Below are 12,816 nucleotides of genomic sequence, written 5' to 3' on the forward strand. Positions count from 1 at the left end.
CCACAACTCATCAGGAACCAACCGCCACGACAACGCATCAACCACAATGGACGATCATCCCGGACGACGGGTCAAGATCCAAACGAGACACGCTCTTAGAAGTCGAGGGCCTCATCGCGGAGCCGTTGCAGCGTGCGACCAAGGCGTTCCTGCCGCAGGGTGTCGCCGGGGGTAACGAGGCTGCCGTGCGGCAGATATGCCTCGCGTGCCTGAGGATGCGCGCCGAGCTCGGCGCGATGGGTGTAGAGCTCGCCGAACAGGTACGGGTGGACCGGGAAGCCCTCGTGAGCGAGCTGGACGGCCGGACCGAGCAGCCGGTGTCGTGCCGTCGTCGCGAAGCGGGAGTGGGCGGCGCGAAACGCGGGCCACCAACCGGGAACGGGCACCGCCCTGCCGGTGGTCAGGTCCGCGCCCCCCGAAACCCTCGAGCCGCGTCAGTGGCGCCGCGACGTTGCCGTTGAGATAGGACGTCGCACCCGAGGAACCGTCGCGGTACAGCATCGACAGCCCACCCGTCACCGCCGTCATGTGCGGTTCGACGACCAGTTGGGTCGCGGCCGCGGCCAATGCCGCATCGCAGGCGTTGCCGCCCTCCCTGAGTACGTCGGTTCCTGCCCGCACGGCCAGTGGATGAGACGTGACGACGACACCCCGCCGCCCTTCCACCGGATCCTTCCTGCCGAACCGGGCACGCATGCCCAGTTCGGTCACGTCACCACGATCCATCATGCACCCTGCTCTCCCGTGCGCCGCTGTTCGTCGACGGCCGCGGGCATGGCGAACAACGACACGAGAACCGACACGGCACAGATCGCCGTCATGTACCAGCCGAACGCCGTGTTCGTCCCCGTGAGATCGAACAACCACACGGCCACCATCCCGGCCGTCGAACCGAGCAAGGTCGTGCCGATGTTGTAGTTGAGCGCCGACGCACTGGACCGGACCTCCGGCGGGAAGCTCATGACGTACGCGGTGGTCAACGGTGCGCCGACGAAGTTGTTGATGAACGTGAACGCCACGACAGCGACGATCGCGAGCACCAACGAGTCCGAACCGATCGCGACGAAGGTCGGCACCGTCAGCACGACGAACAGGCCGTAGCCGACCACCAATGGCAGCTTCGCGCCGTACCGGTCCGCGATCTTGCCGCCCCAGATCGCCGGGATCGGCCCGATCGCGTAGGTGAGCAACGACGCGAGAAGTGCGTTCGACGCAGCGAACCCCGCGTCGACCATGGCCGTGACGAAGTAGGCCTGGATGACGAATGAACCGACCCGCTGACCGGCGCCGAGACCGATCGCCTTCAACATCTCCCGCCAGTGGTAGCGCACGGCGGTGCGGAAGGGTGTCTGCTTGACCTTGCTCCGCTTGGCCGCCTCGGCGACCTCCTTGAACTCGGGGGTCTCCTCGACGTGCCGACGGATGTAGATGCCGACGAGCGCCATCGGGATGGCCAGCAGGAACGGGATCCTCCAGCCCCACGTGTTGAACGCCTGTTCCGGCATCAGCGAGATGACGAGATAACAGGCCAATGTAGACAGAAGGGGCCCGACCGAGGTGGACGCGACGCTCAGGCCGGCGAGGAAGTTGCGCCGGTTTCCGCGGTCGTGTTCGAAGATGAAGTTGGCCGCGGTCGTGTATTCGACACTCGCGCCGATGGCCTGCAGCACGCGGCAGAACAGGATGAGGATCGGTGCGAAGATTCCGATCGCGGCGTAGGTCGGCATCAGACCGATCCCCGCGGTGCCGATGCTCATCACGGCCAACGTGAGGACCAGGACGAACCGACGTCCCTTCAGGTCGCCGAGAGGCCCGAGCACCATGCCCGCCAGCGGGCGCAGAGCGTAGGCGAGGACCACACCCGCATAGGTCGACAACAGCCCCACCGTGGCGTTGCTCTCCGGGAAGAACTGCCTCGAAATGATGACGGCCAGCGTGCCGTACAGGCTGAAGTCGTAATACTCGACCACGTTGCCGAGCATGGCCGACACCAGGACTTTCTTGCGGGCGCGTTCACCCCCTCCCGACTGCGGGGCACGGGCCGTCCGCTGTGGATCGTCGACTGTCACGGTGGTCTCCTCCGGGCTCGGGTACACACCCGCGTCGCGAGCGTGTGCGACGGCGGTGTTCAGCGCTGAAACCGCTCCGGGCGGAACGGGACGAGCATCGGGTGATCGGTTCCGGTGCCGAGCTCGTGGGCGATCAGCTCGCCCGCGATGAGCCCGAGCGTGGCTCCGGAATGGGTGAAAGCGACGTAGCATCCCGGGGTTTCGGGCAACCGTCCGAACACGGGTTCACCGTCGCCGGGAATCGGTTTGGGACCGAGTTTCCACGATGCGGCCGCCAACGGGACGTCTCCGGCGAGCACCGTGCTGGCCTCGGCCACGAGCTCCTTCACGACCGCCTCATCGATCGTGTACTCGCCCGTCGCCGACACGGTGATGCGGTCGGTGTACCAGTCGTGGTCCAGCGCGAACGTCCCGCCGGGATTCGGCCGCACAGCGACCCGTGGCGTGTTCAGCACCGCGGACATCTCCGAACCAGTGGGTTCGGTCACCACGAGCATCGCGGGCGGCGACGCTCCGGGAACGGTCCCGCCCAGTTCCGCGACGACCTCCGGAGTCTGCGCGCCACACGCCACCACGACGGCGTCGCCTTCGACGTCCCGGCCGTCCTCGGTGCGCACGCCCACGGCACGGCCGCCGGCCGTGCGCACACTCGAGCGGCCGGCACCGGTGACGAGCTCGCCTCCCGCGGCGACGAACTCCGCGGCGAGCTCCTCGATGAGGTGCGGAAGCGACACCCACCCTTCGCCGGGATTGTGCACGGCGGCCTCGGTGACCGCGTCCGCGGCCACCCCCGGCACGCGCAGCGCGGCGTCGTGGGGGCTGAGCACGTGCGATTCGTATCCGTGCGCGAGTTCGGCCTGATGCCGCCCCTGTGTCTCCTCCGACGACGACTTCCAGCAGAGACCGCCATCGAACCGCAACCACTCACGCGTGGGATCGGCGGCGAACAGTGTCCGGTAGCGGTCGATTCCCGCGATCCGCAGGGCATGGTAAGGAGCGGACCGGCTGCCCGCCGAGTTCAACCAGGACAGCGAACGACCCGAGGCCCCACTGGCCAGTTCGCCCTCCGTCACCAGCGCCGCCGGCACCCCGCGGCGGCGCAGATGCGCCGCGGTCGAGACGCCGATGACACCTCCACCCAGCACGACGACTCGTTCGGCAGGCGCATTGCCTCTGGGCATGGGGACTTCCACCTTCTCTACTCTGTTCTTCGCTTCAGTGCCGGGTTTCACGACCTGGCTTCACTGGAGGTGTTCCTCAGCGCCGGACTTCGGCTCCGGGTTCTCGCCGCCGGGCGACCGAACGGTGTGCGCGCTCGACAAGTTCGAGAACCTCGACCGCGTCGTTCGGGTCGACGGGAACGTCGGCCTCGCCCCGAATCGCATCGGCGAGCCGGCGGTAGAACTCGCCGTAGTCACCGGACCGGGGTTCGATGCGGCGTTGGTCGTCGCGGGTGCCGACCGTTGGCCACTGTGCGCGGTCCCGCACCCCGAAGCCGGCATCGCCCGGCGCGGCACCGGCGAGAAGCGCATCCTCCTGTGGGTCCATGCCCCGGATCGTGAACGCACTCTTCGATCCGAGCACGTGGAACCGCGGCGCCGGCAACGCGGCGAAGCCGGACATGGTCAATCGCGAGCGGGTACCGCCCGCATGTCGAAGCACGACCACCGAGTCGTCGTCCGCGTTGTCGGTTCCCCGCGTCGTCGTATCGGCCCACAGGTCGTCAACCGGCCCGAACAGCTGCACGGCCTGATCGATCAGGTGAGTCCCCAGATCGAACAGCATCCCGCCACCGTCACCGACGCTCGCGCTCGCCTTCCAGCCACGCCCGCCGTCGGGAGCCCACCACTCGAACCTCGACTCGAAGCCGTACACCGTGCCCAGCTCACCGGCCTCGACGAGTTCGCGCAGGGTCAGGAAATCCCCGTCCCAGCGGCGGTTCTGATACACGGTCAGAACCCGGCCCGCCCTCCGGGCATGGTCGACGAGCGTGCGAGCCTGTGCGCTCGAGGTCGCGAACGGCTTGTCCACGACGACGTGCAGGCCCGCATCCAATGCTGTGGCGGCGATGGTGGCGTGCGTCGCAGGCGGCGTTGCGACGATCACGAGGTCCACGTCGGACGCACGCTCCCACAAGGCGGCCACGTCACCCAGGACGGTCACGCCGGGGAAGGCGTTCGTCGCCTGCCGCCCACGCGCCTGGTCGCCGGTGACGACGAACTCGAGCGAGTAGGACTCGTCGCGGTGCAGGAACGGTGCGTGGAAGACACTGCCCGCGGTGCCGAATCCAACGACGGCCGTGCGGATGGTCATCGCCGCACTCCGTAGGTGTCCTGCGCGGTCCGGGCCGAGACGCGACCCTCGGCTACGTCCCGCTCCACCGCCTCGCGATCACGTTCGTCGGGTGGTCCGTACCCTCCTGCTCCCGCTGTACGCACCGACACGACATCGCCTGTGTTCAGGCGGGTGTAGCCGGCGACGATCGGCCTGGCACCGTCGGAAAGCTCCACCTCCGCGCTGGCCCCCGGTCCCCCGCCCGCGAGGCCCCACGGCTGGGAGGTCTGCCGCGACGTGTCGAGCCAGAAATGGACGTCGTCGGATTCGACCCGCACGGTGCGGACGATCCCCATACCGCCTCGTGTGCGTCCGACCCCACCGGAATCGTCGATGAGCGCGTACTCGGACACCAGCAGCGGGTACTCCGTCTCCAGCGCCTCCACGGGTAGGTTGCTGGTGTTGGTCATGTGGACCTGGACACCGTCGAGGCCGTCCTTGGCGATGCGGGCCCCGCACCCGCCCCCGATCGTCTCCAGATAGACGAAGTAGCGCCCGGTCCGCGCGTCGACGCCGGAGAAGTGCACCCCGGTGTTGGCACCGTTGCTCGCCGCGGTGACGGCTTCGGGGACGGCCCGGGCCAATGCACCGTGAATGAGGTCGACGACCCGCTGGCACGTCTCGCTCCTGCCATTGACGGCCGCGGGCTCCACGCAGTTGAGTACCGACCCGCTTGGGGCCTCGATGCGTACCGGCCGATGCAGGCCGGCGTTCGGAACGATGTCGGGATCGACGAGTGTCTTCAGCGCGTAGTACACAGCAGCGTACAGACCGGTCCACACGACGTTCACGCTCGCGCGTACCTGATCCGGCGCAGTGAAGACGAAGTCCACTTCGTCCCCGTGGACGGTGACCCGCACCGCGAGGTCGAGTTCCTCGTCCAGCTCGGGACAGTCGAAGATGTCGGTGAAGGTGTACTCGCCGTCGGGGACGCGCGAGATCGCCGCCCGGGTGCGCCGCTCGGTGTAATCGAGCAGCGCCTCCGAGGCCCGTACAAGCGTGTCCCGTCCGTAGCGTGTGGACAGCTCGGCGAATCGCGTGACGGCCAGGCGGTTCGCCGCGATCTGCGCGCGAAGGTCTGCCTTGCGTTCGTGAGGAACCTGGCAGTTGAGCAGGATGAGCTCGAACAGGTCCTCCTGCACCTCTCCCCGCCGCATCAGCCGCACCGGCGGGATGCGGAGCCCTTCCTGGAAGATGTGCGCGTGACCGCGGTCGCCGAAATCGGCGTGGTGGGCCAGGTTGGCCACCCAGCCGATGATCTCTCCGGAGACGAACACGGGCGAGACCAGCACGATGTCCGGCAGGTGCGAACCGCCGCCGTGGAAGGGATCGTTGCCGATGAACGTGTCGCCTTCGGCGACGCTATCCGCCGGGTGACGTCGAGTGATCTCGTCGACGATTCCCATCAGGGAGCCGAGATGCAGCGGAGAGCCACCTTCGTCCTGCGCGAGCATGCGACCCTGCGCGTCGAACACCGCCGCGGTGCAGTCCCGGCGCTCCTTGATGTTCGTGGAGTATGCGGCGCGCACGAGCGTCTCGCTCATCTCCTCCACAACGGACGAGAGGGCCGACCCGATCACCTCGACCAGCACGGGATCGTTGTTCACTGTCCTACCTCCACGACGATGTTGCGCAACGCATCGATTTCGGCCACGTCGCCCGGAAGCAGCAGCGTCGTGGTGTCCATCTGCTCGATCACGGCAGGCCCGACGAGCCGGTTCCCCGCCTCGAGCCTCGAACGGTCGTACACCGGGCACTCGACGAAACCGCCACATTCCAGCAGGTAGACCTCTCTGGTGCTGCGGATCGCGGCCGACGCATCGCTTCCGCTGCGCAGCGCCCGGTGCAGTTCGGCTCGGGCGACCTCACCGATCGCCCGCAGCCGCAGGGTCACGATCTGCAGCTTCTCGTCCGCGGCCGCGTAACCGTAGAGACGCTCGTGCTCCGCGGCGAACCGCTTCGCCAGTTGGTCGATCGTGGCCGCCGTGATGTCGCCGTCGGGCACGCGCACCGGAAGCTCGTAGTTCTGCCCGGCATAGCGCAGCTCCGCCCAGCGTTCGAGTCGACGTCGCTGCTCGGGGATGTTCTCCTCGGCCAGCCATGCTGCGGCCTGTTGCCCGAGGCCATCGAACGCCCCAGCCAGGCGGTCGGCCGCTTCGGCTTCGTGGCCGGACTCGACCTGCATGATGTTCGTACGCAGGAAGTCGGCGCGGATATCGGTCATCAGCAGCCCGGCAGCACACTGCGCACCCGGCGTTTCCGGAACGATGATGGTGCGCATGCCGAGCTCGCGGGCGAGTCTGCCCGCATGCAACGGCCCCGCTCCGCCGAACGGCACGAGTGCGTAGTCCCGCGGGTCGTATCCGCGTTGCACCGAGATAACCCGAATCGCCCGCGCCATGTTGGCGGTGATCACTCGCACGATGCCGGCCGCCGCATCGCACACGTCCAGCCCGAGCGGTGCGGCGACCGATTCGACCGCGCGGTGTGCCGCGTCGGCGTCGATGCCCAACCTGCCGTCGAGCAGATGCTCCGGGTTCAGCACCCGTAGTACCACGTTGGCATCCGTGACCGTCGGTTCGCTGCCGCGTCCGTAGCAGGCGGGGCCGGGGTCGGCGCCCGCACTCGCCGGGCCGACCTTCAGCGCACCACCGGCATCGATCCACGCGATCGATCCGCCACCGGCCCCGACGGTGTGGATGTCCAGCATCGGCGCACGTACAGGTCTTCCATCGATCTCCGTGCCGTTGGTGACCTTCGGGACACCGTCCTGCACGAGGGATACGTCCGAGGACGTGCCGCCGACGTCGAACGTGATGATGTCGGGATAGCCCGAGGCGCTCGCGAGCTCGGCGGCACCGACGACCCCGGTACTCGGCCCGGACAGGACCATCCGCGACGGCGTTCGCTCGGCTGTCTCGAACGGGATGATCCCACCGTTCGACTGTGTGACGTGAGGCCGCGCCACCAGTCCGCGATCGTGCAACGTCTGTCGCAGCCTGGCGAGGTACCGCGACACGACCGGTCCGATGTAAGCATTGACCACCACGGTGGACAGGCGCTCGTACTCGCGGAACTCGGGCAGCACCGCCGACGAGACCGACACGTACACATCGGGCAGTTCCTCGGCCAGGATCTGCTCCACCTGCCGCTCGTGCTCGGGATGAACGAAGCTGTACAGGAAGCAGACGGCGACGGCCTCGACGCCCTGGCGTCCGAGCTCCCTGGCGAGTGCCCGTACCTGTCCGGTGTCCAGGGGTCGCTCGATGCGACCGTCGTGGCGCACGCGCTCGGAGACCTCGAGCCTTCGGTCCCTGTCGACGAGCGCGGTCGGCTTGTCCGCCTGGAGGTCGTACATCGACGGCCTGCGGCCGCGACCGAGTTCGAGCAGGTCCCGGAAACCCTCGGTGGTGAGCAACCCGGTCCGCGCGCCGCCCTCGGTGAGTAGCGCATTGGTCCCGACCGTGGTCCCGTGTGCGAAGTAGCCGACCTCGGACAGGCTCCGTCCGCCCAGTTCGTCGAGCAGACCGGACACGCCGTCAACAATCGCGCGCCCGGGGTCGTCCGGGGTGCTCGGGACCTTGTGCACCGAGATGCGGCCGGTTCGTTCGTCCAACGCGCAGACATCCGTGAACGTGCCTCCGGTGTCGACGCCGATGCGAAGTGTCATCTACTGAGCCTGTCGTGTCGAAGTTGGTGAGAACCTTCTCAGCGGGTGTTGGATGAGAACCTTCTCAACACGGGTACGATGCGTCAAGACACCCGGGAAAATTCGCGGTTAACGACAGGAGGGGCACGGGATGACGGAACGTGGTGCGCCGTCACTGATCGACGTGGCCCGCGAAGCGGGTGTCTCGACTGCGACCGCAGGGCGCGCTCTGGGCGGCTACGGCAAGGTCAGCCAGCGCACCCGCGAACGGGTCGCAGACGCCGCATCCCGGCTCGGATACCGCACGAACGGGTTGGCGCGCAGCATGATCACGGGCAGCACCCAGACACTGGGTGTACTGGTCAGCGACGTGTCGAATCCGTTCTTCGCTACCGCGCTCCGCGGAATCACCGACGTCACGCAACAGGCGGGATTCGAGGTTCTCCTGTCGAACACCGGCGGGGACGCCGACGCCGAACGCCGCGCCTTGGCCGTGATGTCGGAGAAACGAGTGGACGGGGTGATCGTCGCACCGGCCCTACCGTCGGACGGGGCGCATCTGGCCCGTGCGATCGAGCTGAGCGTTCCCGTCGTCCAGCTGGATCGCCTGGCCAGTGGCGTACCCAGTGCCGACAGCGTGACGATCGACAACGAGCACGCCGTCGCCGAAGCGGTCGGCCATCTGCTCGAGCTGGGCCACCGGCGCATCGGCGTCATCACCGAGGCGGACGGCGACATCGCGCGGCTCCGGAGCGGGAATCGGAAACGCGGCCTGCTGCCGAGTGCCGTGCGCCTCCGAGGCTATTTCTCGGCGCTGACCGAGGCGGGCATCCCGGTCGACGAGAGTCTCGTCGGCGTGGCCCGGTACGACCGGGAGTCCGCCTACGACGCGACGACACGACTGTTGGAGCTCACCGAGCCCCCGACGGCCATGCTGTGCACCGACAACGTCCTCGCCTCCGGTGCCTACCGAGCCGCCCAGGACAAGGGGCTGCGCATGCCAGACGACCTATCCTTGATCGGCTTCGACGACGAACCGTGGACAACACTCGTCCGGCCCGGATTGACCATCGTCGAACAGCCCACCTACGAGCTCGGCGCGCAAGCCGGTCGTCAGCTGCTCGACCGAATCGAGCGCGGCCCCGGCCGAGCGCGCCACGTACAGCTGAAGGCCAAACTGGTCGCCCGCGACTCCACGGCTCCACCCGGCTGAGGGCGCCGCGCCGGGTCCGGACCCGGCGCGGCGCTCTGGACCACGAGGCCCCTCAGATCAGCGCTGTGACGTCCGGTTCGGAGCCGGTGGCGATGGTGCCCGTCACCGAGAACGTGTCGAGGTCGAGGATCGCCACCGTGTCGACGTCCAGGAGCGTGACGAACGCCGTCGGCGCGGTCGGGTGGAACGAGATTCCCGCCGGAGTGCCCTCGAAGCTCACCGACCGTTCCTCCGTCAGCTCCGCGTCGTACCGGGTCACCGTGCGGTTCTCGATGTCGGTCGTCAGGAGTTTCTCCTGCCCCGGAATCACGTACACCCGCAACGGATCCCCCGGCACCGCGGCGCGGCCGAGCTCGGTGAGCGTCCGCGCGTCGAGACACACCAACTCCCTGTCCTGACGCGCCCCCACATACAGCCGCTGCTCGTCGCCGCTCAACGCACAGCTCTCCGGCAGCCGGCCCGGCGACACGACCGTCGGCGTTGCGGCACCGTCGTGCGGATCGACCCTGCTCACCGTGTGCGACAGCAGGCCGGTGACGTACGCCGCCGAGCCCGCCCGGTTCGTCACGACCATGTGCGTCTTGATGCCGCCGGTGTGCACGGCTGCCGACGCCGCCGCCTCCGCACTCGACGGGTCGTCGAGCCGCACCAGCACCGCCTTCTCCTCGCTGAGCACGTACAGCCGGCCCTGCTCGTCGAGCGCGATGCCGTGCAGCCGGTTGAACGGGCTCAGCTCAATGGTCCGGACCAGTTCGCGTGCTGCGAGGTCGATGACGAACACGCTCGAGCCGCCGACGCCTACATCGCCCGACATCCGCACGCCGTAGTGTCCGATGTAGGCGAACCTGCGCGCACCGTCCACCACCATCTCGTGCGGGTAGCGGCCGAGTTCGATCCGCGTCAGCAGCGTCCCGTCGGCCACGTCGTGGAACGCGACGGCGTGCCCGCTCTTCTCCACCACCACGAGAACGCCGTCGACGTCCCCCGCCGAGCCGCCCTGCACGTCGGCCGACCCTGCCTGCTGCATCACCACGTCGATCGCCTTCCCCGCCGGTCCCGTCGTCCCCGATGTAGCTGCCTCTGCCCCAGTACTCGGGGGCCACACTATGGGAGCGGCGGAACACGATCAACGGCGTAGGCGACCGGCAACTCGGGGGCGCAGGCTCGGCGCCTCAGCTCGCGAGCATCGTGAGGATCCCGCCCGCGGCAAGGCCGACCGCAGCGACCGCTCCGGCCGTGGCGGCCGTGGCCCGCCACGACAGCGCGCGCCCCACCATCACGATCGACGGCAGGCTGACCGCGGGCAGCACGATCAGCAGCACCCCGACCACACCGGCGCCCGCACCGGCCGCGGCCAGGCCGAACAGGATGGGGATCTCGCCCGCGGTGGGAATCACGACCATCGTTCCCAACACCGCGGCGGCGAGTACCGCCCACACTCCCCAGTGGGCCGTCGCACCGTCGAACGGCACCAGCCAGCCGCTGAGCGCGCCGACCGCGAACACCACGAGCAGGTACTCCGGAACGAGCGTGACCGACATCCGGCCGAGAGCGGTCAGGAACCGCACCGCCGGGCCACGCCGCCGGTCCTGCCCCGAGTCCGCCGACGCGCCCGCCTCCCCCGCCGGCCCGGGCAGCGCCGCCCCGGGCGGTGAGGCCTCCGCGTCCCTGCGCTCGCGCCCGCCGAAGACGTGGCCGATCAGCGCGGAGGCACCGACCGTGAGGACCAGTCCACCCAGGACCCGCACGGCGGTCCACTCCCACGGCGCCACGAGCACCAGGAACGCCAGCACCGCCGGGTTCAACAGCGGGTTGCCGATCCAGTACGCCAGCACCGCAGGCAACGGGACGTGGTTGCGGCGCAGACTCGCCGCGACCGGCGCGGTGCAGCAGGTGCACATCATGAACGGCATCGCCGCGAGTCCCCCGCGCAACGACGACGTGGCCGGACCACGCCCCGCGAGCAGACGCGGCAACCACGCCTTCGGCACCAGCGCCTCGATCAGCGCGGCGATGATCAGTGCCGCGACGAGCGCCTTCCACACGGCCGCGCTGTAGGCGACCGTGAACTCCCACCCCGCGGTCAGCGACGGCCCCGAGCCCGGCTCGGCCACCGCGGCGAGGATCGACTCACCGCTCCACCCGGCACCGCCCAGCAGTCCGGCGACCTTCTCGGTGTAGGGCAGCCACTTCGCCCACAGCAACGCCACCACGACCACCGCGAGCGCCGCCCCGACACCCAGCGCGACGCGTATCGCCGGCCGCGAGACCCTGCGGCCACCCACCACGTCGGTCACGTTGCACCCGTCCTCTCTCCGCCGTTCCGGGCCGGCTCCGGCACGGTGCCGCGCGGCACGCACGGCCATCCGGTCGCCTCGCGCCCGATATGCGTTCCGACGTCCGAATGTTCACGCTACGGTATCGAGCCGTTGTCGATCACGCCCAGCATCGGCCACCGCGGGCCGGAAGGTTCGACCCCCGCCCCACCACCGCCGAACCACTCCGACCATCCACATCGGACCGACCGGATCTGGAGGAACCATGTTCGCCCGCCGCGCGAATAACGCAACCACACCCAACGCAACCACACCCAACGCAATCACACCCACGGGCAGTACCGGGACCACGAGGGCGACGGTCGCGGTCACCGCCGCGGCTCTCGCCGCACTGACCACAGCCACCGGGATCCCGGCCGCCGCGGCCGAGCAGGCAAGCGGCTCGGTGTCGGTGCTGTCGTACAACATCGCCGGCCTTCCCGCCTTCCTCCAGGACGGCGACCCGGAGACCAACACCCCGATCATCGGATCGCGCCTCGAACCGTACGACATCGTCCACGTCCAGGAGGACTTCAACTACCACGCGAGCCTGTACGAGGCCGACGACCACCCGCACCGCACCCCGACCAGCGGCGGCGTGCCCTTCGGCGACGGCCTGAACACGCTGTCGCACCTGCCGTTCCACGACTTCGAGCGCACCACGTGGGACGACTGCTACATCGGCTCCGGTGACTGCCTGACGCCGAAGGGATTCACGTTCATGCGGGTCGAGCTGGCCGACGGGGTGGAGGTCGACGTCTACAACCTGCACACCGACGCCGGGGTCGAGGACGGCGACCTGGAAGCCCGGCGCAGCAACCTCGACCAGGTGGCCGACGCCATCGAGGAGCGCTCCGCGGGCAACGCGGTCCTCGTCTACGGCGACACGAACACGCGCTACACCCGCTCCGAGGACAACATCCGCGAATTCACCGAGCGAACCGGCCTGACCGACACCTGGGTCGAGCTCGTCCGCGGCGGCACCCCGCCCGCTGCCGGCGACGACGCCCTCCTGTGCGACGACGCGGCCGTCACCGAGGAGTGCGAGGTCGTCGACAAGATCCTGTACCGCAGCGGCGACGACGTCACCCTCACCGCCGACGAGTACCGCAACGACAACGCCGACTTCCGCGACGACGCCGACGAGATGCTGTCGGACCACTACCCCATCGCCGCCGAGTTCACCTGGACCAGCACCCGCTGATCCCGGCCGGTCACGCGGCGGTGCCGCGCTGC

Annotated in this window: 10 protein-coding genes and 1 pseudogene; 2 read left to right on the top strand and 9 right to left on the bottom strand. The window is 68.9% G+C overall.

All coding sequences use genetic code 11. From position 1 onward, the window contains the following. Positions 1–95: 95 nt before the first annotated feature. The 7 genes and pseudogenes from IF64_RS28085 to IF64_RS0121230 form a co-directional block, all read right to left on the bottom strand. On the bottom strand, positions 96–386 hold the full coding sequence (locus IF64_RS28085) for a gamma-glutamyltransferase (RefSeq protein WP_030533913.1): 291 nt from the start codon (positions 384–386) through the stop codon (positions 96–98). Between the two features lie 106 nt (positions 387–492). Next, a pseudogene (locus tag IF64_RS28090) lies at positions 493–729 on the bottom strand (gamma-glutamyltransferase); the annotation flags it as partial. Then, a complete protein-coding gene (locus IF64_RS0121210; protein WP_030533914.1) occupies positions 726–2,069 on the bottom strand; it encodes an MFS transporter in 1,344 nt (447 codons plus the stop codon). The gene IF64_RS0121210 and the pseudogene IF64_RS28090, both read right to left, overlap by 4 nt. Positions 2,070–2,128: 59 nt before the next feature. Beyond that, positions 2,129–3,250 (bottom strand): NAD(P)/FAD-dependent oxidoreductase, encoded by a 1,122-nt coding sequence (locus IF64_RS0121215; RefSeq protein ID WP_030533915.1) that lies wholly within the window; start codon positions 3,248–3,250, stop codon positions 2,129–2,131. A 76-nt stretch (positions 3,251–3,326) separates the two neighbouring features. Continuing rightward, a complete protein-coding gene (locus tag IF64_RS0121220) occupies positions 3,327–4,382 on the bottom strand; it encodes a Gfo/Idh/MocA family protein (RefSeq protein ID WP_030533916.1) in 1,056 nt (351 codons plus the stop codon). Next, the gene (locus IF64_RS0121225) at positions 4,379–6,010 is read right to left on the bottom strand and encodes a hydantoinase B/oxoprolinase family protein (RefSeq protein WP_030533917.1); all 1,632 of its coding nucleotides are present in this window, start codon (positions 6,008–6,010) and stop codon (positions 4,379–4,381) included. The genes IF64_RS0121220 and IF64_RS0121225 overlap by 4 nt, the downstream gene beginning before the upstream one ends. Further along, on the bottom strand, positions 6,007–8,073 hold the full coding sequence (locus IF64_RS0121230; RefSeq protein ID WP_030533918.1) for a hydantoinase/oxoprolinase family protein: 2,067 nt from the start codon (positions 8,071–8,073) through the stop codon (positions 6,007–6,009). The genes IF64_RS0121225 and IF64_RS0121230 overlap by 4 nt, the downstream gene beginning before the upstream one ends. A gap of 130 nt (positions 8,074–8,203) precedes the next feature. Between IF64_RS0121230 and IF64_RS0121235 the strand changes: the two genes are divergently transcribed. Then, on the top strand, positions 8,204–9,265 hold the full coding sequence (locus IF64_RS0121235; protein ID WP_030533919.1) for a LacI family DNA-binding transcriptional regulator: 1,062 nt from the start codon (positions 8,204–8,206) through the stop codon (positions 9,263–9,265). A gap of 52 nt (positions 9,266–9,317) precedes the next feature. Here the strand turns inward: IF64_RS0121235 and IF64_RS0121240 are convergent, their stop codons facing one another. Continuing rightward, positions 9,318–10,292, bottom strand: coding sequence for a YncE family protein (locus IF64_RS0121240; protein WP_425468476.1), 975 nt, complete (start codon positions 10,290–10,292; stop codon positions 9,318–9,320). A 145-nt stretch (positions 10,293–10,437) separates the two neighbouring features. Further along, positions 10,438–11,562: a permease gene (locus tag IF64_RS0121245; RefSeq protein ID WP_211252631.1), complete on the bottom strand. Its 1,125-nt coding sequence runs from the start codon at positions 11,560–11,562 to the stop codon at positions 10,438–10,440. Between the two features lie 244 nt (positions 11,563–11,806). On the opposite strand from IF64_RS0121245, the gene IF64_RS0121250 reads away from it, so the two are divergent. After that, positions 11,807–12,784 (top strand): exonuclease/endonuclease/phosphatase family protein, encoded by a 978-nt coding sequence (locus IF64_RS0121250; RefSeq protein WP_246134726.1) that lies wholly within the window; start codon positions 11,807–11,809, stop codon positions 12,782–12,784. Positions 12,785–12,816: the final 32 nt, after the last annotated feature.

Origin of the sequence: Prauserella rugosa (genome assembly GCF_000719975.1) — a bacterium.
Taxonomy (GTDB): Bacteria; Actinomycetota; Actinomycetes; order Mycobacteriales; family Pseudonocardiaceae; genus Prauserella; species Prauserella rugosa.

Bases quoted from the DNA above. Each gene is read 5' to 3' on its own strand.
- IF64_RS0121215 (WP_030533915.1), bottom strand. From the start codon at position 3,250: ATGCCCAGAGGCAATGCGCCTGCCGAACGAGTCGTCGTGCTGGGTGGA.
- IF64_RS0121220 (WP_030533916.1), bottom strand. From the start codon at position 4,382: ATGACCATCCGCACGGCCGTCGTTGGATTCGGCACCGCGGGCAGTGTC.
- IF64_RS0121230 (WP_030533918.1), bottom strand. From the start codon at position 8,073: ATGACACTTCGCATCGGCGTCGACACCGGAGGCACGTTCACGGATGTC.
- IF64_RS0121235 (WP_030533919.1), top strand. From the start codon at position 8,204: ATGACGGAACGTGGTGCGCCGTCACTGATCGACGTGGCCCGCGAAGCG.
- IF64_RS0121240 (WP_425468476.1), bottom strand. From the start codon at position 10,292: ATGCAGCAGGCAGGGTCGGCCGACGTGCAGGGCGGCTCGGCGGGGGAC.
- IF64_RS0121250 (WP_246134726.1), top strand. From the start codon at position 11,807: ATGTTCGCCCGCCGCGCGAATAACGCAACCACACCCAACGCAACCACA.